The 20,527-nt window shown below is 56.0% G+C and carries 18 protein-coding genes; 10 read left to right on the forward strand and 8 right to left on the reverse strand.

Going from position 1 to position 20,527, the window contains the following annotated elements; translation table 11 throughout:
• Positions 1-455 precede the first annotated feature (455 nt).
• The 6 genes from ACXM2N_RS02600 to ACXM2N_RS02625 all read right to left on the reverse strand — a co-directional run bounded on the left by ACXM2N_RS02600 (position 456) and on the right by ACXM2N_RS02625 (position 7,942).
• Positions 456-1,292 (reverse strand): carbohydrate ABC transporter permease, encoded by an 837-nt coding sequence (locus ACXM2N_RS02600; protein ID WP_458489738.1) that lies wholly within the window; start codon positions 1,290-1,292, stop codon positions 456-458.
• Positions 1,289-2,368, reverse strand: a complete 1,080-nt coding sequence (locus ACXM2N_RS02605; protein WP_458490967.1) for a carbohydrate ABC transporter permease — start codon at positions 2,366-2,368, stop codon at positions 1,289-1,291. The genes ACXM2N_RS02600 and ACXM2N_RS02605 overlap by 4 nt, the downstream gene beginning before the upstream one ends.
• Before the next feature lie 166 nt (positions 2,369-2,534).
• On the reverse strand, positions 2,535-3,824 hold the full coding sequence (locus ACXM2N_RS02610; RefSeq protein WP_458489740.1) for an ABC transporter substrate-binding protein: 1,290 nt from the start codon (positions 3,822-3,824) through the stop codon (positions 2,535-2,537).
• Positions 3,825-4,048: 224 nt separating this feature from the next.
• Positions 4,049-4,708 (reverse strand): TIGR03089 family protein, encoded by a 660-nt coding sequence (locus ACXM2N_RS02615; RefSeq protein WP_458489742.1) that lies wholly within the window; start codon positions 4,706-4,708, stop codon positions 4,049-4,051.
• A gap of 66 nt (positions 4,709-4,774) precedes the next feature.
• Positions 4,775-6,058, reverse strand: a complete 1,284-nt coding sequence (locus tag ACXM2N_RS02620) for an MFS transporter (protein ID WP_458489744.1) — start codon at positions 6,056-6,058, stop codon at positions 4,775-4,777.
• Positions 6,059-6,373: 315 nt separating this feature from the next.
• Positions 6,374-7,942, reverse strand: coding sequence for an LCP family protein (locus tag ACXM2N_RS02625; protein WP_458489746.1), 1,569 nt, complete (start codon positions 7,940-7,942; stop codon positions 6,374-6,376).
• A 221-nt stretch (positions 7,943-8,163) separates the two neighbouring features.
• On the opposite strand from ACXM2N_RS02625, the gene ACXM2N_RS02630 reads away from it, so the two are divergent.
• The 3 genes from ACXM2N_RS02630 to ACXM2N_RS02640 all read left to right on the forward strand — a co-directional run bounded on the left by ACXM2N_RS02630 (position 8,164) and on the right by ACXM2N_RS02640 (position 11,154).
• Positions 8,164-9,057 carry a glycosyltransferase family 2 protein gene (locus ACXM2N_RS02630; RefSeq protein WP_458489748.1) on the forward strand — a complete coding sequence of 298 codons (894 nt, stop codon included), beginning with the start codon at positions 8,164-8,166 and terminating at the stop codon, positions 9,055-9,057.
• A 257-nt stretch (positions 9,058-9,314) separates the two neighbouring features.
• The gene (manB, locus tag ACXM2N_RS02635) at positions 9,315-10,403 is read left to right on the forward strand and encodes a mannose-1-phosphate guanylyltransferase (protein WP_458490969.1); all 1,089 of its coding nucleotides are present in this window, start codon (positions 9,315-9,317) and stop codon (positions 10,401-10,403) included.
• A gap of 451 nt (positions 10,404-10,854) precedes the next feature.
• Positions 10,855-11,154, forward strand: coding sequence for a WhiB family transcriptional regulator (locus ACXM2N_RS02640; protein ID WP_458489750.1), 300 nt, complete (start codon positions 10,855-10,857; stop codon positions 11,152-11,154).
• 67 nt (positions 11,155-11,221) lie between these two features.
• Here ACXM2N_RS02640 and ACXM2N_RS02645 read toward each other — a convergent pair whose 3' ends face one another.
• Positions 11,222-11,686 (reverse strand): metallopeptidase family protein, encoded by a 465-nt coding sequence (locus ACXM2N_RS02645; protein ID WP_458489752.1) that lies wholly within the window; start codon positions 11,684-11,686, stop codon positions 11,222-11,224.
• Between the two features lie 97 nt (positions 11,687-11,783).
• On the opposite strand from ACXM2N_RS02645, the gene ACXM2N_RS02650 reads away from it, so the two are divergent.
• From ACXM2N_RS02650 to manA, 4 genes are all read left to right on the forward strand, one after another.
• Positions 11,784-12,164, forward strand: coding sequence for a DUF3499 domain-containing protein (locus ACXM2N_RS02650; protein ID WP_458489754.1), 381 nt, complete (start codon positions 11,784-11,786; stop codon positions 12,162-12,164).
• 375 nt (positions 12,165-12,539) lie between these two features.
• The gene (locus tag ACXM2N_RS02655) at positions 12,540-13,922 is read left to right on the forward strand and encodes a phosphomannomutase/phosphoglucomutase (RefSeq protein ID WP_458489756.1); all 1,383 of its coding nucleotides are present in this window, start codon (positions 12,540-12,542) and stop codon (positions 13,920-13,922) included.
• 154 nt (positions 13,923-14,076) lie between these two features.
• Positions 14,077-15,030, forward strand: a complete 954-nt coding sequence (locus ACXM2N_RS02660; RefSeq protein WP_458489758.1) for a hypothetical protein — start codon at positions 14,077-14,079, stop codon at positions 15,028-15,030.
• Between the two features lie 97 nt (positions 15,031-15,127).
• Positions 15,128-16,303 carry a mannose-6-phosphate isomerase, class I gene (gene manA / locus ACXM2N_RS02665; RefSeq protein ID WP_458489760.1) on the forward strand — a complete coding sequence of 392 codons (1,176 nt, stop codon included), beginning with the start codon at positions 15,128-15,130 and terminating at the stop codon, positions 16,301-16,303.
• A 229-nt stretch (positions 16,304-16,532) separates the two neighbouring features.
• Here manA and ACXM2N_RS02670 read toward each other — a convergent pair whose 3' ends face one another.
• Positions 16,533-17,318, reverse strand: a complete 786-nt coding sequence (locus ACXM2N_RS02670; RefSeq protein ID WP_458489762.1) for a hypothetical protein — start codon at positions 17,316-17,318, stop codon at positions 16,533-16,535.
• A 588-nt stretch (positions 17,319-17,906) separates the two neighbouring features.
• Between ACXM2N_RS02670 and ACXM2N_RS02675 the strand changes: the two genes are divergently transcribed.
• From ACXM2N_RS02675 to ACXM2N_RS02685, 3 genes are all read left to right on the forward strand, one after another.
• The gene (locus ACXM2N_RS02675; RefSeq protein WP_458489764.1) at positions 17,907-18,272 is read left to right on the forward strand and encodes a DUF4259 domain-containing protein; all 366 of its coding nucleotides are present in this window, start codon (positions 17,907-17,909) and stop codon (positions 18,270-18,272) included.
• Positions 18,273-18,448: 176 nt separating this feature from the next.
• Positions 18,449-19,891 (forward strand): adenosylhomocysteinase, encoded by a 1,443-nt coding sequence (gene ahcY / locus ACXM2N_RS02680; protein ID WP_458489766.1) that lies wholly within the window; start codon positions 18,449-18,451, stop codon positions 19,889-19,891.
• Between the two features lie 11 nt (positions 19,892-19,902).
• Positions 19,903-20,517: a dTMP kinase gene (locus ACXM2N_RS02685; RefSeq protein ID WP_458489768.1), complete on the forward strand. Its 615-nt coding sequence runs from the start codon at positions 19,903-19,905 to the stop codon at positions 20,515-20,517.
• The last annotated feature ends 10 nt before the right edge of the window (positions 20,518-20,527 follow it).

Consider the following 20,527-nt stretch of genomic DNA (forward strand, 5'->3'; position numbering starts at 1 on the left):
ACTCCCTTGGCTATTTTAAAGTGAGACTTTCAAGAAAACATGGGCTTCGCTGGGCCATTTCCTAGCGGCACCCATTCGTTAGGGTATACCCCCTAGGGTATCGAGGTCAATATACCTCTAGGGGTATTCGGTAGTTGTTGAGGTCAAGTCCCCACGCTGTTATGGGGAAAACTGGTTGTGAGGGATGTGGCTAAGTAACTAAATCGTCCATCATTGCGGGTAAAGCGGTGGCGTAATGCGAGCGTTTGCCGCGGTGGTGCTGCGTGGCACGGGTGACGCGGTGAGATAGCTAAGCACGGGCTTTGGGCGGACGTAGATAGGCGCAACCTCGTAGCGAACCGCGGAGGCGTTGACGTAAAAATACTCCTGCCCCAGCATCCAGTGCTGGGGCAGGAGCGTGGCAGGGGCAGAGGTTTAACAACTGGAAACAAGCCGGCAAGAGCCAGACCCGTGGTTTAAGCTTTCACACCACCAGCGGTAAGTCCGGACACGATACGGCGCTGGAATACCAGCACCATGATGATGAGTGGGATCGTGACCAATGAACCGGCGGCCATGGTGGCGGTGTAAGGGAACTCGAAAGAGGAAGGCCCGCTAAAACGAGCGATTGCCACTGTGACCGGCTCCGTAGAGGTGTTGGACAGCTGGCGAGCCAACATGAACTCGTTCCACGTGGTGATGAAGCACAGGATTGCCGTGGTAAACAGCGCTGGCGCGGCAAGCGGCAACAGGATGAGGCGGAAGGCCTGGCCGCGGGTAGCGCCGTCCACACGCGCGGCCTCCTCAAGCTCCCACGGAAGCTGGCGGAAGAATGAGACCAAGGTGTACACGGTCAGTGGTAGCGCGAAGGAAATGTTCGGGATAATGAGTGCCTTGTAGGTACCGATCCAGTTCAAATCGCCGAACAGTTGGAACAGTGGGGTCACCAGCGCGATGCCCGGGAACATGGACGCAGCTAGGATGATGCCGGTGACGATGCCCTTGCCTTTAAAATCCAAGCGTGCTAATGCGTAAGCGGTAAATACGCCCACGGTCACTGCGATGGCGGTGGTGACAAAACCGATCAGCAAGGAGTTGATGATGGCACCGAGGAAATCATTGCCCTTGTCCGTGGCCAGCGCGTCGCGGAAGTTATCCAGGGTGACGTGCGTAGGCCACGGGGTGGTGTCAAAGGTGAAGTCGCTATCGCGTAGGGCGGTCACGAGCATCCAATAAAACGGCGCGAGACCCCACACCATGATCAAGATGATGCCAATGTAATTACCAATGTTGGAGCGGGTTTTCTTGCTCATTGCTGTGCCCCTTCCGTCTTTGAACCAGCGGAGACAAGCTCGGAAGCACCTTGCTTGTCTGCACCGGCACGGCGCTTGGCCGCGCGTTTCTCAGCCTTGCGCTGCGCGCGCTGTTCAGCGCTGCCTGAAATATCCGCTCCGAGGAAGCGGATGATGAACAAAGCCACGGCGAAGATCATCAAGAAGATGAGCGTGGACAGTGCGGATGCGGAGTTGAAGTTGTTCTGGCGCATGTCCTCAACCACCAGCTGGGAAACAGTAGCGGTGGGAGCGTTGGAGGATGCGGAGATCATGATGACTGGCAGGTCATACATGCGCAGGGTGTCGAGCACACGGAATAGTACAGCCACCATGAGGGCTGGTTTGACCAGTGGGAGAGTGATCTGGGTGAACTGTTGCCACTTGGTGGCGCCGTCAACGCGTGCGGCCTCGTACACGTCCTTCGGGATCATTTGGAGTCCAGCCAGAATTAGTAGCGCCATGAACGGGGTGGTCTTCCAGACGTCGGCAATGACCACAGCGAAGCGGGCAGCCCATGGATCCGTAGTCCACTGGATAGGCTCGTTCAGCAGGGAATTGACAATGCCGCGGTCCGCGAAGATGAACTGCCAGAGCTTCGCGGTTACTGCGGTAGGAATCGCCCATGGGATCAAGACTGCGGCACGCACGAGCGCGCGGCCACGGAACTCGCGGTTCATGACCAGAGCCATGGCGAGGCCTAGGACAATCTCAATGGAGACGGCTACGGCGACGAAGAAAAAGGTATTGCCTACCGCTGGCCAGAAGTCCGTGGAGATCACGCCATCGGGACACGTACCCACTGTGCCGCTCGGGGTCATGCAGCGCTGGGAGATCCAGTAGAGGTAGTGTTCGAACCCCGCGAAACCGCCTTCAACGAAGAGACCAGTTTGCGGGTCCAGGTGCTTATCGGATTGGAAAGACAAATAAATCGCGCGGACGATCGGGTAGCCGATCACCACGGCCAGTACCGCGAGAGTTGGCCCAATCAGAAGTGCTGCTTGGCCAGTGTGCTTGGTGCGGTCCTTGGGTGCTTTGTCCTTCCTGAGATTACTCAGGGCGGCAGTCACGGAAGTAGGACTCCTATTCTTCTTGCCGGTGTGGTTTTACTGTAGCTAATCACATTGTTGCGCAATGCGGGAAACAAAGTGGCCCTGCCACCTCACAAGGAGGTAGCAAGGCCACAAGATCTTCGATCTGTTTGTGCGACGGGCAGACGCTAGATTAGCCAGCGTTTTCGATAGCAGCCTTCATGTCGTTAGCTGCGGTGTCAACGTCCTTGTCGCCTTGGAGTGCGGCGTAAGCGTTGTCCTGGATTGCCTTAGAGATGGCGGTGTAGAACGGAGAAACTGGGCGTGGAGCAGCGTTCTCCAAGGACTCCTTCAGCGCTGGCAGGTATGGGAACTGCTCAATCAGTGCCTCATCATCGTAGATGGACGCCAGAACTGGTGGGAAGGAAGCTTCTGCGAAGGAGGTCTGATTCTCCTCGTTCACAATGAACTGCATGAACTCGAGGGCGGTAGCCTTGTGCTCGGAGTTGATGTTGATGCCGTTGTTGTAACCACCCAAGGTGGATACGCCCACACCGTCCTTGCCTACAAGTGGCTGAACCTCAACCTTGCCGGCAACCTGGGAGTTGTCGCCTTCCTCAGCGTTGGTGTACATGTATGGCCAGTTGACTGCGTATGCGGTCTCGCCAGCAACGAAAGCGTTGTTGGTCTCTTCCTCAGTAGCGGAGATGGAAGACTCAGAGATGGTGCCGTCCTTGTAGGCGTCAACCATGGCCTGGATTCCTTCCTTGGCTTCCGCGGAATCGACGGCAGGGGTGCCGTCCTCGTTCAACACGGAGCCGCCCCAGCCCTCGATGAAGCCCGCGGTGTTCACGGTCAGACCTTCGTACTGCTTGAGCTGAAGGGTCAGGCAATCCTTGCCCTCGAGCGAGCCACAGGACTCAGCGAGCTCTGCAAAGGTACCTGGTTCCTCAGGAACCAGCTCGGTGTTACGGAACAGCAGCTGGCCGTTGGTGTTCTGCGGCAGAGCGTAGAGGGTGCCGTTGTAGGTAGCGGACTCAACAGTTGCCGGCAGCAGAGCCGAGGTGTCTACCTCAAGATCACCGGTTAGCGGTGCCAGCCACTGGTTCGCTGCGAAGTCTGCGGTCCAGACGACGTCCAAGGCCATGACATCGTAGTCAGAGTTACCAGCCTGCAGGGACTGGACCAGGGTCTCACGCTGTGCGTCAGCCTCACCAGCGAGCTCTGCGAGGGTTACTTCCTCATCTGGGTGCTCTGCGTTCCACTTCGCAATGATAGGAATGATCTTGTCAGTGTCATTCTTGCCCATTGCGAAGGTGATTGGGCCACGGCCCTCTTGTCCACCAGTGGATTCCGCAGAGTCAGCTGCGGTGGAGTCTTCAGCGGTGGTAGCAGAATCGTCAGAGCAGGCGACAAGGGTTGCACCAGACAGCGCAAGCGCGCATAGGGTGGCGCCGGTCTTGCGGGTGAAACGAATCTTCATGCGTTCATAACCTTTCATAGGGGGTACTCGTACCGAATTTAGTGACTGTAGCCAGCTCTGTGTCAGTTTTTGCGCAATCTTTTACCCCAATAGGGGGTAGATTGTGCAAGGAGAGCTAGTGATTGACAGGTAGTAGCATGTCCGATCAGGGGAGGTTCTGGGGAGTGGCCCCAGTGCGTAAAACAAAAACGGGGTATCAAAACCCCGTTAGTTGCTGCTAGTTCTTAGACGGTCGCTTTTTCCACCTTGCGGATGTGCTCTAGGCGTTCCGCCGATACTGGGCCACTCACAATCACCGCGGACCCGCCCGCGCTGAGCGGATTAATAACCTGCTCAGTGAATTCCTCCCATGTGTTCCAGCCGGTGCTGAGAATCCGTGCGCCTTCAGGCGCGGTTGATGTCGAAAAGCTAGACAACGGTTGGCCAGGCTCTGGGAACTGATCACCAAAGAAGCGCACCGTAGGTGCGAAGTCGACCGTGCCAACAGGAAGCGCCATGCCGGTTTCCTCAACACCTCGCCCCATGGGGTCATCGGTGACCAAAACAATGTCCCCCATTGCGCCCACGGAATCAGCGTATTCGCGCACATTCTCATCCGCGCTGGTGAAGAATACATCTCCCTCGGCTGGGTTGAATGAGACCTTAATGCCCGCAGCTAAAGCTCCCAGCATGATGGCAACGGACTGCCAAGAACTGGGCAGCTCAACGGCAATGATGGTGCCCTCTTCGAGCTCCAGCTCATCACGGAGCATATTAGCTACTTTCGCCGCCCAGTTATCCAACGTGACTGCGGAGAAATCCAAGCGAGAACCATTGGACTCGTTGTACACGGTCAGGCGTGGCGTAGCGGGATCAGAGGACAAAAGGGAAGAAAGTAGTTCCATGACAACCATGGTAATGAAAAACCCGAGCCCTATGCGGCCAGCAATGGCATAGAGCTCAACCTGGATTTACTGAGGCTGCTGCATAGGGGTGAGCTTGCGGCGCATTGGATGGGACTCCCTAATCCACAGCCCAATGATCACGCCCAGTGCGGATAGCACGAAGAATACTGCCATCGGCTTCTGGTAGTCTGCCAGCGTCTCAGCCGTCCCAGCGAGCATGGTACCCGGCAAGGAAATGAGCAGGCCGGAAGTGACGAACATGAGGCCGTTAATCAGCGAACTTGCCGTGCCGATCAATCGCGCCGGAACAATATCACCGGCAATGGTGAAAGCCAGCATCTGCGCGGCGGAGAAAACACCGAAGATGAAGGCCAGCCCAATCGCCGTGGCACCGTTCAGTGGCAGCCAGATCATGCCAGCGAGCGCCGCAGTTTTCATCACGCCGGAAATAAAGTACGGCCGCGTGCGATAGCGAACAACATCAGACCACTTGTTCACAAACGACGCTCCAAGCGCCATACCGAACCAGATTGCCGCGGCCGCCAAATTGGCTTGGGTATCCGAGATCCCGTGGGCGCGCGCCAGGTGCGGCATCCATACCACGCCGAGGGCGATCTGGATACCGAAGAATAATGCGCCAGTCACACCCAGCAGCAGCACCTGAGGGCGCTTTAAGCATTCCATGATATTGCTGACTATTCCGCCGGCGAACGCGGTTACGGAGAAGTCATCTACCCGCACTGGTTGTGGATCGCGGAAAAGAACGAGAGCTGCGCCCAGCAGGATTACACCAAAGGCGGCTAGTCCGCCGATGAGTTGGCGCCACGTAAGCGCGGAAAGGGCGAAGTTGAACGCAGTTTGCCCCACGCCGGAGCTCAACGATGCAGCCACCTGCACTAGTCCAAACATGAATCCAAATTTGGCCATGCCAAACCAAGCGCCACCCACGAAACCTGCGCCGACGAACCCCACTGAGGCGCCCACAGCAATGACAGCCTGTGACACGAGCAGCATGGCAAAGTTCTGAGCAGTTGCGTAGATAACTGTGCCGGCGGTGACGAACAGCATTGCGGGCAGGAATACTCGCCGTGCACCAAGCCGATCCAGCAACGCGCCGGAGAACAGCTGTGAGATGGCGAAAGTCCACGTGTACACCGCTGCGATAAGGCTCAGCTGGGTGAGAGAAATCTCTGGCAAAGATGCATCAATGTAACCCTGCAGGATTGCCCAGCTGGTTTGGATATTGAAGACCCACACCACCATTGCTACGGCGATAAACCAGTTGGCCCAGGCTTTGCCTCCGCCTAGCTGTGGTGAACGTGTTTCTTCAGCGAGGGGGTTTGTCATCATTCTCCTTGTTCCGGCATTACACAAAGCATAGTGGCTGGTGAAGGATTCGCCTAAGCCTTCATATGGTCCCAAAAGTCCGTCCCATGGGACGTCACCGGCCTTGTGCTACAAAGCCGGTGACTGCGCTGGTTCTCGAGGTGCTCCCAACACGTTCAGCTACTGGACAGAGATTTCCACCGCTGGCGTAACCAGCGGCGGTTCTGCGCTTCGAGTCACCTCAGCACGCCAAGGATTCACGATGGTTCCCATGAACGTAGCCCAAAGGAAAAGGCGATCACCTCGTGCCGAGAAGTGATCGCCTTTTTAGAGTTCGTCTTAGTTCACGCAGCGTGGACCATTACCGCCAGCGTTGATTTCAGGGGAGACAATGGCCTCGCCGTTGTCCGCGCCAGGTTGGCCAACTACCTCTGGGGTGGAAGTAGGGGAGGACAAGGCCTCCTCATTCTTGGGTCCGTTGTAATCGTCGGCAGCAACGACAACAACGTTGCCCGGATCAAGCGTGGCATCGTAATTGACCGGCAGGCCCCCCAGCTTCTTTGCGAGCTCAATGGCCTCCGGGTCTTCCACGTCGCTGGTGAGTACCTGGGAGGTGAAGTAGAGTCCCTCAACGGCGTTGCCGGTTTCCACGATGTTGTAGCCTTCATCGGACAGCGCATCACCAATCGCAGCAGCCAAGCCGGACGTGTACGTGGCGTTGAGGACGTAGAGGTTGAGGCTGGGTGCCGCAGGGGCTGCGGATTCAGTCTGCTCAGCGCCCTCTACAACGGGGGTCTCCTCCTGCTTGTTCAGCAGAGTATCGAAGAATTCGTGCACCTGGTTCACGTCAACTGTCACTACGGACTCGCCGTAATCGCCCACGCCGTCAATGCTGGTGACCGGAATGGTGTTGAAGGAAACATTGCCGCCAGCCAAGTTTTGAAGCTGAGTAGCAAAGCTCATCACATCCCAGTCCTCGTCAATAATTACGGAGCGGGTAACAGCGTTCGCAAGATCGTTGAGTTTGGTTGGGCTGGTGAGCGTGCCGGAGGAAAGAACCTTAGATACCAGTGATGCCATGAAAGCTTGCTGGCGAACAATGCGGTCTAGGTCACCACGTGGCAAGCCATGGCGTTGTCGAACGAATGCCAGACCTTGAGCGCCGTTGATGGTCTGGGTGCCAGCGTGGAAATCAGCGCCGGAGTATTCGTCGTACACATCTTCATTGAGGCACACGTCCACGCCACCCACTGCATCGGTGAGGAGTACGAATCCCAACAGGCCAACCTCCGCATAGTGGTCAACGGTCACGCCGGTCAGGTTCGAGACTGCTTCAATCAGGGCCTTGCGGCCAGCGTCCTTGGATCGATCTTCCAGAGTCTGCTCGTCAGTCATCCCTTGATCAAAAAGGCTGGCCTTTTCCTGATCCTTGTATGCGGAGTAGACGCCATTAATCTTCATGTTGCCCATCTCATCGTCCGCAATATAGGTATCACGAGGGATAGAAATTGCAGTTGCGGATGAGCCATCATTTGGCACGCGGATCACCATGATGGTGTCCGTATTATCGGCTTCCTCATCACCGGCGTGGAGGAGATCAATCTCCTCCTGGGTGAGCCGGTTGCCTTGTGCGTCTGAGCGGGAATCTGACCCCACGAGCAAGATGTCCGTTGCGCCGTCGGCGGCGTCACCTTGAGAGCCACCGAGACCGCCCAAAGACAAATTGCCGGAGGCCACCGTGTTGCCAATGCGCCCCACAGTGAAATAGCCCATTGCGGAGATCAGCAGCACTAGCACCGCCAGCACAGACAGAATAATCTTCACTGGCTTCGGTCCCACTTGTACAAGTGATGGCGCACTAGACGGCGGTGCTTGAATATCACGCGTGTGGCGGGGATTGGCAGACATACTCTTCTTTCTTGCCCATTCCAACATCAAGCTGGGAGGCGTGGCGGTACGTGAACCTACTAAGGCTCAAGGAAAAGTTCACTCAATTTTACGGCAAAAGATTCCCAAATTAGGGAACAACGTCCAACAACTGGGCGGGCACCGTCCTTTTTGGGAGAACTCCGAGACAACTGTGTGGTGTCTATAGGTAGTTATGGATTCCAACAGTAGAATCACCGTTTGTGAACAAGCCAATTGCAGTGATTACGGTGACCTACTCACCTGGTGAGTATTTGGAGAAATTCCTAGATTCGGTGCCTGCAGCCACGAGTCTGCCTACGTTGACGATTCTGGCTGACAACGGTTCCACGGACGGGGTGCCCGAGGCTGCCGCCGCAGCGAACCCAGCGGTCAAGTTCTGGCCTACTGGTGGCAATGTTGGTTACGGATCTGCAATCAACTTTGCGGCGAATAAGCTCCGTCCACTGCGGGCGGCTGGTGAAATCAATGGCGAATACTTTGTGGTGTCTAACCCAGACGTAGTCTTTGATGAAGGCTCCATTGATGAAATGATTGAGTGCGCTTCGCGCTGGGGATCCAACGGCGCCAACGTGGCAGATGTTGGCCCCTACATTCGCCAAGATGATGGATCTGCGTACCCGTCCGCACGCGCCGTTCCCGGCCTAGTCAATGGCATTGGTCATGCTCTGTTAGGCGGTGTGTGGAAGAACAATCCATTCTCCAAGGCCTACCGCGATAACTCTGACATGACGAAAGAACGCACCGCTGGCTGGCTCTCCGGCTCATGTCTGCTTGTGCGCTGGGACGCCTTTGACGCAGTGGGTGGCTTTGACGAGCGCTACTTCATGTACATGGAGGACGTGGACTTGGGCGACCGCTTCACCCGCGCCGGATACGTGAATGTATTCTGCCCATCCGCACACATCACTCATGCGGTGGGACATGCTGCAGGCAAGAATCCAGAGAAAATGCTTCCTGCGCACCACGCCTCTGCATATCGGTTCCAGGCCGATCGCCACCCTCATTGGTATCAGTTGCCCATCCGAATGGCGTTGAAGCTGGGGCTAGCCGTGCGCGCTTTCATTGTTGTGGCAGCCGCCAAAGTAAAAAAGTGATCACCTCTTAGAAGTCTCTTCCAATTCCGCACGAGATGCGCCTTAAGGGCGTGTTGGTTGCATGTCCGTGCGGGGAAGGAGAAAAAGCGGTGAAACCGGTGATGCTTGCGGGGAGAGCAGTTATTGGTGGTCTACCCTGAATATAAATTGTGTTTTTATGCACTTCAGTTACGGGATCATGGCCTCCCTTGTGAGGTTGGAGGACATACTTGATCCGGTAACGCGTGATGTAAAGGGAATTGTTTTTTATGACGGACATGAGTTCGCAGGAAACGGCGCGTAACACTGACGCCGTGATTTTGGTTGGTGGCAAGGGTACTCGCCTGCGCCCGCTGACCGTGGCAACTCCAAAGCCAATGCTGCCTACTGCGGGAGTGCCGTTCCTGTCGCACCTGTTGGCGCGTATTAAGGCTGCGGGTATTGAGCATGTTGTGCTCGGTACCTCATTCAAAGCTGAGGTCTTTGAGGAATACTTTGGCAACGGCGAGGACTTCGGCCTTGAGATTGAGTACGTTGTCGAGGACGAGCCACTTGGAACTGGTGGTGGCATTCGCAACGTGTATGACAAGCTGCGCGCAGACACTGTCATGGTGTTCAACGGTGACGTGTTGGGTGGAACTGACCTGGCCGGCATCCTACAGGAGCATCATGACAAGGATGCAGACGTAACGTTGCACTTGGTGCGTGTTCCTGATCCGCGGGCATTTGGCTGTGTGCCTACAGATGCGGATGGTCGCGTTACGGCCTTTTTGGAGAAGACCGAGGATCCACCAACTGATCAGATCAACGCGGGCTGTTACGTATTTAAGCGCGAGATCATCGGTGAGATCGCGCCGGGGCGCGTGGTCTCTGTTGAGCGTGATACCTTCCCGCGCTTGCTGGAAGAGGGGCGCAAGGTGTACGGCTACGTGGATTCGGCTTACTGGCGCGACATGGGTACCCCGCGCGACTTTGTGCGTGGTTCCTCTGACTTGGTGCGTGGTATCGCGCCGTCGCCACTGCTCGAGGGCAAGACGGGCGAGGCGCTTGTCGACGAATCCGCAGGCGTCAAGGACGGCGCACTCTTGCTCGGCGGCACCGTAGTGGGCCGCGGCTCCGAAATCGGAGCCGGCTGCCGCTTGGATGACACCGTCGTGTTCGACGGTGTGACCATCGAGCCGGGTGCGCGTATTCAGGCGTCCATTATTGGTTCGGGCGTCAAGATTGGCGCAAACGCGCGTATTCACGGCTGCATCATTGGCGATGGTGCAGAGATCGGTGCGCGATGTGAGCTCCTTGACGGCATGCGCGTCTGGCCGGGGGTATCCATCCCAGATAACGGCATCCGATTTAGCGCCGACGCCTGATGGGCAACAAGGGCACTTCAAGTTTCCAGGGGAGGCTTGAGTGCCCTGTGGGATAGCACCAAAACTCATCGTACTTTCGGCACGACACGCCTCTCCGTAATTTCTAGCGACCGGATGGTTTGCTCAACACAAGATGTAGTACCCCTAATCGCCACCCCCGATATAGTCGGCTTGTTACTTCTGTGACTGGTGAATTTAACGAGCTGGGAAAATGTATTTTTTGCTTGTTTTCAATCGCTTACGGCTTGACTGTATCTAGTGTTGGCGTGTTGAATTTCAAGTATGTAATTTGCAGGTTGCTGGCGCTGTCAGTCCTTAGTTAGGGATCTGGCATGTTCTGGCCCCGTTGTTAAGAAGGTCTGTTTGGGCCGATGTGACGGCATCCTGTGTAGTGTGGAAATGTTTTAAAACGTCGATGTTGCTGGCGTTTTTACGAGGAGAGGAGAGTGGCGTGGAAGATATGGCGAGCAACGCTGCGCCTCGCACTCGGTCGTCTCTTGAACTGACCTTGGATGACCTCTTCGGTGCAGTCGAGCAAGAGTGGCAGGAACAGGCACTATGTGCCCAGACTGACCCTGAAGCCTTTTTCCCAGAAAAGGGTGGATCGACTCGAGAGGCGAAGCGTATTTGCCAAGCGTGTGCGGTTCGAGATGAATGTCTTGAGTACGCACTCGAGCACGATGAGCGTTTTGGAATTTGGGGCGGGCTTTCTGAGCGTGAGCGTCGCCGCCTCAAGCGTGACATCGTGTAACCCACGAGCTCAGTAGCCACTGTGTGAATGTGAAAGACCAAGGTAGAAACCTTGGTCTTTTGTGTTACTAGGAGAAGTCTGGGTCAATATGCTCCGGCGTTATGTTGAGGTAGGTGGCCACAAGGGAAACGAGGATATTGTGGAGTAGCTCCTGGCGCTCCTGGGCATTGGAGACCCGTTGCTCAATGGGCATGCGAAACAATACGATGCGGGCGCGCGTAGGGCGCCCCTGTGAATCGATTCCCGCGGGAATCACGCGGCCAAGCGGTACGGGGCCGTCAGCGGTGACCTCATCAGGTAGGGAAGCGCTATCGCCGGACAGCCGCATGCGGGGCACCGTGTCCACGGCGATGTCTAACTGCGTAAGCTGTGCAGCAAAGCGTTCTTGTAGGGGCGCGTAGGCTTCAAGGACTGCCGCGTCAAAGAGCTCGCTGCGGGTGCGAAAACGCGGTACGTCATGGGGGAACATCGGGCCTTTAATCTGTCCGGTTCCTCGGCGCCCGTGGCGGTCGCGAATTCTGTGTTGCTGCATGCTTAAGCAGCCTAATCGCGGCGATCGGACGACTGGATATGGCACGCCGAGGGGGTGTAGCTACTAAAACCTCAAGGAAAGGTCTAGACTTTCCCGTGTGAATCCTATTCGACGTTGCTCCCGTCCTGGCTGCGGCAAGCCTGCCGTAGCGACTCTGACGTACGCGTATGCTCAATCCACCGCGGTAGTAGGGCCTCTGGTGCGTAATAGTGATCCTCATTCCTGGGACCTATGTGAGCACCACGCGTCGCGCATTACTGCTCCACGCGGCTGGGAGCTCGTCCATGTGGATGATGTAGAAGATGATGAAGATCTCACTGCGCTGGCAGAAGCAGTCCGCGAGGCAGGGCGGACCACCTCTGGCTTGATGGATCAATCCCAAGTAATGAGCCCAAATCATCCAATCCACCGGGCGCAGCGAACCCAGCTTCGGCGTGGGCACCTGAGCGTGGTGCCAGATTCACCGGAGGATGCTTAAGGCAAGACCGCGCCAGCAGGCGCGGTCTTTTTCATGTCTTAAGTGTTGGGGCAAGGTCTGCACGGCAGCATGCATGTGGCGCCGTCGGTTCGCCGTTTTTCGGATGGCGGACTCAGCAGGGTGCGCCATATTAAGTGCCGAAGTTTTGGAGAAATCAACGGACGGACTCACGCTAGCTGTGCATCCAACTGTGCTTCTATAAATGAGCTGCCTCACAGTTTAAACATCCTTTAGGCAGGTTATCGCGGATAGCTGGGCGCAGGTAGCGACGTCAGTGACGCTAGTTGCGCCTGAAACGAGTAGACTAGGTGCAACAAATTTTTAGCGCGGGTTGTGGTATCGGCCCGCGCCTTTTAATGAACATTGAAGGGTGTTATGACTACTCGAGTTCGTGAAGATGTCACCAAGGTAATCAAGGCGTACGACGTGCGAGGCGTTGTTGGCGAAAGCATTGATGAGGATTTCATCCGCGACGTTGGTGCGGCATTTGGATTCCTGATGCGTGGAGAAAACGCCAGCAAAGTAGTGGTGGGACACGACATGCGTCCGTCCTCCCCAGCACTGTCCGATGCCTTCGCTGAAGGTGTTGTCTCCCAAGGTGTTGACGTGGTCAAGGCTGGCCTGAACTCCACGGATCAGCTTTACTACGCCTCCGGGGTCATGGACTGCCCAGGTGCTATGTTCACCGCTTCCCACAATCCTGCGGAATACAACGGCATCAAGATGTGTCGTTCTGGTGCACGTCCGGTGGGGCAGGAGACTGGCCTTGCTCAGATCATTGACATGCTCGTGGATGGCATTCCCGCCTACGACGGCACTCCAGGCACCATGAGTGAAACAAACACCCTTGCAGGCTACGGCCAGTACCTGCGCGATTTGGTGGATCTATCCTCCATTCGCCCTCTAGTGGTGGCAGTGGACGCAGCCAACGGTATGGGTGGGCACACGGTGCCAAGCGTTTTTGCTGGCCTGCCCATTGAGATCAGGGACCTCTACTTCGAGCTCGATGGCACTTTCCCTAACCACGAGGCCAACCCGTTGGAGCCATCCAACTTGGTGGACCTGCAGAAGTTCACCGTGGAGCAGGGCGCGGATATTGGTCTTGCGTTCGATGGTGACGCCGATCGATGCTTCGTGGTGGATGAAAAGGGCAATCCGGTATCACCGTCAGCAATTTGTGCGATCGTGGCTGAGCGTTACCTGGGTGAGCACGCTGGGGGAACTATCATTCACAATCTGATTACCTCCAAGACTGTCCCAGAGATTATCGAAGAAAACGGCGGCACCCCAGTACGTACCCGTGTGGGGCACTCTTTCATTAAGGCACAGATGGCGGAGACTGGTGCTGTGTTTGGCGGTGAGCACTCCGCTCATTACTACTTCTCAGAGTTTTTCAATGCCGATTCCGGCATTCTGGCCGCAATGCATGTTCTGGCAGCGCTCGGAACGCAGGATAAGCCACTGAGCGAGATGATGGCGAAGTACGACCGCTATGTCGCTTCCGGGGAGATTAACTCACAGCTGGATTCGGCCCAAGCCCAGGCGGAGCGCACCCAAGCGGTATTGGACGCGTTTGCGGATCGCACCGAGTCCGTGGATCGTTTGGACGGTGTGACGGTGGAGTTGAAGGACACCAAGGCATGGTTCAATGTGCGCGCATCAAACACTGAGCCGTTGCTGCGCCTCAACGTTGAAGCGCCAACCAAACAAGAGGTTGATGATCTTGTGGAGGAAATCTTGGCCGTTATTCGCGCCTAGAATCCTTATTTGCTAGCCAACGCCCACTCTGGTGATTTTGCCGGAGTGGGCGTTGGCGTTAGGCGCCGGATTGTTAGGAGTTTAGTGGGAGTTTTCCGCTTCCTCGGTGCGACTAGGGTGGCAGAGAGAAAACGCTTTTACAATGGGAATCATTATGAGCGAGCATAATTACGATCCCCACGCCGTTGCGTTTTACGACGTTGCCCATGAGGGCGCACAGATCCGCGCCGTTGCGGGGCTGGTGGCCGAAGGCGGCTTCGCCCGCCTTGCGGGAAAGCAACCGCGCTCTGTAGTGATCCTGGCCGCGGATGCTGTCTCGCGAACGTCGGCCCGCCTAGCGGTGACGATGCGCAGCCCGTTATCGTTGCCGGTGGTGGTGGAAACTAGGCTGCCAAGCTACGTCGGGCCGCTGGATGTGGTTGTGGCGGTATCTGAGAAAAGCGATGACTACACCTTGGGGAAGGCTCTGAGCGTAGCGAACGCTCGGGGCTGCGACATCGTCTTTGCCGGCCTTGGGGAAGGCCCACTGGCGGAGCAGATCGCTGATACGGATGCGGTGGTAGTTCCGCACCTGCCGAACACTGAGGGGGTCTCGCCTCTGCGCACGGTTGCTACGGTGCTTGCCCTCCTTGACTGCCTAGGTGGGGAGTGCGACATTATCGGCCAAGAAATGTTTGATCTCGCAGACGAAGTGGACGCTGAGCTCACTGCGTGCTCACCAGAGCGAGATGATCTAGTTAATCCTGCGCGCGATTTGGCGCGACTCGGGCCCCGAGTGGTCCACACTGGTCACGATCCCGTGGGCATGGCCATCGCGCCCATTGCTGCAGCGCTGTGGACTATGAAGGGCAAGGTGGCAGCGATCCTTGATTTTGAAGAGCTTGGTATGGCGCGTGCGTTGTTTGCGTCTGCACCGGTGGAGGATATCTTCTATGACCCGGAGATAGACGGTCCACGTGCGGACAATCTTGACATCGTTGTATGGAACGCGGAGGAACCGCGCATAGCGCATGGACATGCGCAGACCGTAGCGAACTCGGCCACCAGTGCGATCCCGCTGCGGCTTGTCGCACGAAGCTATGCCGCAACTGCATTTACTTCTTCGTAAGTTAATTGGCTAAACTAAAACATTCCGCCATTATCCTTATCCAGTTTCACCGCTGGCATTATGTAAGTAGATTGAGACAGAAAGACCGTTAGCAACCATGCAGCTACTCACGCCAAGGGCACAGAACTACCTGTGGGGCTCGCGCACACTGATCCCGCATCTTCGTGGCGATCAGCCAAGCGAGCAACCCTTGGCTGAGCTCTGGTACGGTGCGCATCCTAACAGTCCATCCCTCGTTGGCGACGTGACCCAAGGCCACACCTTGGATGATGTCATTGCCCACAATCCGGAAGCTGAACTGGGAGATGAGGTTGTAGAAGCATTTGGAGCACGGCTTCCGTTCCTACTGAAGATTTTGGCAGCCGGTGAGCCGCTGAGCTTGCAAGCTCACCCTTCCCTGCAACAAGCGCAGGCTGGCTTTGCAGCGGAGAACGAACGTGGCATCGCTCTATCTGCACCGAACCGCAACTACAAGGATGACAATCACAAGCCGGAGTTGCTTGTTGCGCTCAGCGAGTTCCACGCCATGGCCGGTTTCCGTCCATTGGAAAAGACCCAACAGCTATTTGATGCCTTGGGCTGCACAGATTTGACCCACTACACGTCCATTATTGACCCTGACGGTAAAGAATCGGACAATCTTCGGGTATTATTTACTACCTGGATTACCATCCCCTACGAGCCGCGACAGCAGCTGATTCAGTCCGTCGTTGATTGCGCCCGCAGGGTTGTTGACGAGGCGACGCAGCCGAAGTGGATCCTCGATACTCTCGCTAACGTGGTGGCGCTTAATGAGCGTTACCCAGGTGACGTTGGTGTACTGGGTGCCATGATGCTGCATTACGTTGTTCTACAGCCGGGCGAGGCTATCTTCTTGGACGCCGGAAACTTACATGCGTACGTGTCCGGTCTCGGTGTGGAGATCATGGCTAACTCAGACAACGTGCTGCGCGGTGGCCTCACCTCAAAGTATGTAGACGTACCTGAACTAGTGAAGGTCCTTAAATTCGAGTCCATTGAATCACCGGAGAGCCCACAGGTAGGTGGCACCTACCAAGTTCCTGTAAACGAGTTCCGCCTCACCCACCTCAAGATCGATGAGACGGCTGCCCAGGAAATCGGCGAAGGTCGCCCCATGATCGCTCTGTGCGTTCACGGCTCCGTGAGCGTGGGCGGGTTGGACCTTTCTCCTACTGAGGCGGTGTGGATCTCCGCGCATGACAAGGATGTCCAGGTTACCGGTAACGGTGATCTTTATTTAGCCACCGTCTAAACACGTTCCCCACAAACCTCGCGGGCCTTCCTTCAGTGATAGGCATATAGAGGAAGGGGTGCCGTGTACCCATCGCGTGGTGCGCCGTGACGGTGGACTGGGACAGCACCCAATCAACAACACCGTAACCACGTACGGGCAGCTATGAGACGCGGTGGAGGGGTAGGTACTTAATTTCGCGCAGATGGCGGAGAGGCCACCTCCTGAGGGAAGTGGCCTCTCTAGCTACTTAAGCAGATGGTTGAGATGATCGCGTGGTTGAGGGCTCAGCTGATGTTGACTCGGTGGATTCCAGATCGGGTAGCAGTGGCCCGTTAGTTTCAGAGATGACGCCCGTTGGGGAATCAATGGAGGTTGTCTCCTCCGGCTGATCCTCGCTGGTTTGGTTATCTTCTTGCGGCTCGGTGGTGGCCGTAGTTTCTGGTTCTTCAGTTGGCTCAGTGTTGTTAGGTGAGCTGAGCGCTGGCTCGGATGTTAACTGCGGGGTAGTTTCGTTTTGGGTGCGCGTTGGGCGGGTGCTGTTGGGGCGAGTCGTAGCAGGTGATGCTGGTCGCGCAGGCTCATAATCGGATTCGGGATCTGTGCCGTCTTCAGCGGTGGTTTCTTGGATTCCAGTAGCTGGGGCGGGTGTTGCTTCGCCGTCACCACCGTTGGTGCTTCCGCTGGTGTCAGCAGGCACGTTGGGATCGTCTATGAACGCGTTAGGAGGTAGCAACGGATCGTTGGTTTCTTGCCACTCCACATCCTGGCGGTTAGTGGGACGCTTTGTAGTCACTGAGTTGGTGGTGGACGATGAATCATCTGCGCTTTGAGTGGTGCTGCTTACTTCCTCCGAGGCGTTCACCACGTGGGGAGTCTTGGAAACGATCATCGGGCCGGCATCGGCGGAAGAGGTTCCGGCTGGAGTGGAGGCCTTCCACACCAGTACGCCAGTACCTACAGCTACCAAAAGTCCGATGCTGATGAAAGCAAAGAATCGATGGCGTAATGAGAACGATGAGTTCGCATCATCCATTCTTCTTAACCTTCTTTCCGGTGTGATTTTCAAAACACCCTTTGTTGCACGTTAGACCTTGACAGTAGGGGAGGGCTTCTCCCCGCATCGTATTGTTACGAGCACGTGATGAGAAACAGAAAAGCTACCATCACAATCAAACGACTCCGCAGGGTTGAACGGCCTGGTCCTTTGTTGAGATTCAGTCTTTTCTGAGGTCACCTATGCTTTTCGCGAAACCAAACACGACCCAGAGGAAGACCCCACTTGGTTACGTTTTTATAACACTAGGAACCTTAACACAGCTGGTGAAGCTTCAAAACCCCTACAAACAAAATTTATTGTCCCCTTCGACCAGATTCAGCCTTCCTGTGGCGTGCAAAAAGGTGCGTTGACAAGGGCGATTTGCAGGGCGCTGGGGTGGCACAACCTACTAAATTGACCACAACCAAATTGGTGGATGGGTGGAAAAATATTAGGTGCTTAGAAAATCTTCTACGAACAGCTTCACTAGTGGACGGTTATCAGGTAAAAACGGCAGTAAGTAGTTTTGTTTATTCGGGCAACCGCAAAACCCTAACCAATTTTTCTTCATTAGGAGGCCTTGCCATGAGCGGCTGGGAAAATGTCATTTTCACCGAGGATGCAAATGTGGACTTCCTCGATGATCTCGCCAATCTTGACGATGACGGCGGAGTTGAGGAAGTTGTAGAGGCGATCAGCGACGCCATCAAGGTTGCCCAGTCTGATGGCCACGTTACTGAAGTAGATACCCAGAACGGTTTGGCTGCGGCCACCATCGCGGCAATCTGGGCAGGCGCACCGTACTCCGCTGGGGAGATTGTCTCCAACTATCCATTCATCCGTAGCTACGTCGGTCATGGCTCTGAGGAGCTCTACGAGGCTGCTGCCGAGTTACTGGAAGATGCTGACACCCAGGAGGACCTCGAGGTCTACATCGAGGCGTTGTCCTAAACTAACGCATCAACGCACCCACGTTCGGCTGAGCGGACGTGGGTGCGTTCTTATTTCTCAAGGTGTCTCAGGGGGTGTGTAAAGTGAAGGGCAATGGAAACGGGTGCTGACACAGCAGCTTCCTGATGAACCCTAGTGAACACTGTCCCTTGGATATAGGAGTTTTGAACACCACAATGGCGAACGCATCCTTTGACTACAAAGTAGCTGACCTTTCATTGCATGAAGTTGGTCGACACCAGATCCGTTTGGCTGAATACGAAATGCCGGGACTCATGCAGCTGCGTGAAGAGTACAAGGATGAGCAGCCACTGAAGGGTGCGCGAATTGCGGGCTCCATCCACATGACCGTGCAGACCGCAGTCCTTATTGAGACACTTATCGCGCTGGGTGCTGAGGTCCGTTGGGCATCGTGCAACATTTTCTCCACCCAGGATGAGGCTGCGGCCGCGATCGTCGTGGGTAAGGACGGCACCCCTGAGGATCCGCAGGGTGTTCCAGTATTTGCTTGGAAGGGTGAAACCCTGGATGAGTACTGGTGGTGCGTGAACAAGATCTTCTCATGGGGTGACGAGCTACCAAACATGATCTTGGATGATGGCGGTGACGCCACCATGGCCGTTATTCGTGGCAAAGAATTTGAGGCCGCCGGTGTTGTTCCACCAGTTGAGCCAGGTGATTCAGACGAGTATCAGGCATTCTTGGGCATGCTGCGCGAGACTCTAGAGCAGGAGCCGGGCAAGTGGACCAAGATCGCGGAGTCCGTAAAGGGTGTAACCGAGGAAACCACTACTGGTGTTCATCGCCTGTACCACTTTGCTGAGGAGGGAACTCTGCCTTTCCCTGCGATGAACGTCAACGATGCCGTTACTAAGTCCAAGTTCGATAACAAGTACGGCACCCGCCACTCCCTGATTGACGGTATCAACCGTGCTACTGACATGCTCATGGGCGGCAAGAACGTGTTGATCTGTGGCTACGGTGACGTGGGCAAGGGTTGCGCTGAGGCTATGGCTGGCCAGGGTGCCCGAGTAAAGGTCACTGAAGCGGACCCAATTAACGCTCTGCAGGCTCTGATGGATGGCTTCCCAGTGGTGACCGTGGATGACGCCATCGGTGACGCTGACATCGTCATTACCGCTACCGGCAACATGGGCATCATCTCCTACGAGCAGATGCTGAAGATGAAGGACCATGCTGTGCTGGGCAACATTGGCCACTTTGACAACGAGATCGATATGGCGTCCCTGCTGCACCGCGATGACGTTACTCGCGTGACCATCAAGCCTCAGGTAGATGAGTTCACCTTGTCCAACGGTACCTCCATTGTTGTGTTGTCTGAAGGACGTTTGCTCAACCTGGGCAATGCCACCGGCCACCCAAGCTTTGTCATGTCGAACTCTTTCGCGGACCAGACTATCGCGCAGATTGAGCTCTTCCAGAATGATGGCAAGTACGTCAACGAGGTGTACCGCCTACCAAAGATTCTTGATGAGAAGGTCGCGCGCATCCACGTTGAGGCGTTGGGCGGTAAACTCACCGAGCTGACCAAGGAACAAGCCGAATACATTGGTGTGGACGTTGCCGGCCCATTCAAGCCGGAGCACTACCGCTACTAAGAGCGTCTGTCATGATCATCTCTATCGAAGGTATCGATGGCGCAGGCAAGAATACTCTGGTGACAGCGTTAAAGGACCGCTTTAACGCCACCGTTATTGCTTTCCCTAGGTACGAGGAATCTATCCACGCACAGCTCGTGCAAGACGCACTGTATGGGCGAATGGGGGATCTGACGGATTCCGCCTACGCCATGGCCACGTTGTTCGCCCTGGATCGCCACGGTGCGCGCGAGGACATCCGCGCGGCGTCGGAACGCGGCGTGGTTCTGCTGGACCGCTTCGTTGCATCCAACGCAGCCTATACTGCCGCGCGGTTGGAAGACCCAGGGGCAGTGGACTTCATTGCTGAGCTGGAGTTTGAACGTCTAGCAGTTCCGCGTCCTGATCTGCAGATTCTGTTGCACACCCCGCCGTCTCTGGCACGCGAACGCGCTGCTAGCCGGGAGGCGCAGGACGCTAGTCGCACACGCGATCGCTACGAATCCGACACCTCGCTTCAGGATCGCACCTCGGAGATGTATGAAAAGTTAGCGGGGGAGAACTGGGTCTCCCCATGGTTGATAGTTACGCCGGAGATGTCGCCGGAGACCGTAGCAGACACCATCGCGAATCAAATGGCTCACTGAACAATGGTAA

This window comes from Corynebacterium sp. ZY180755, from assembly GCF_054331495.1.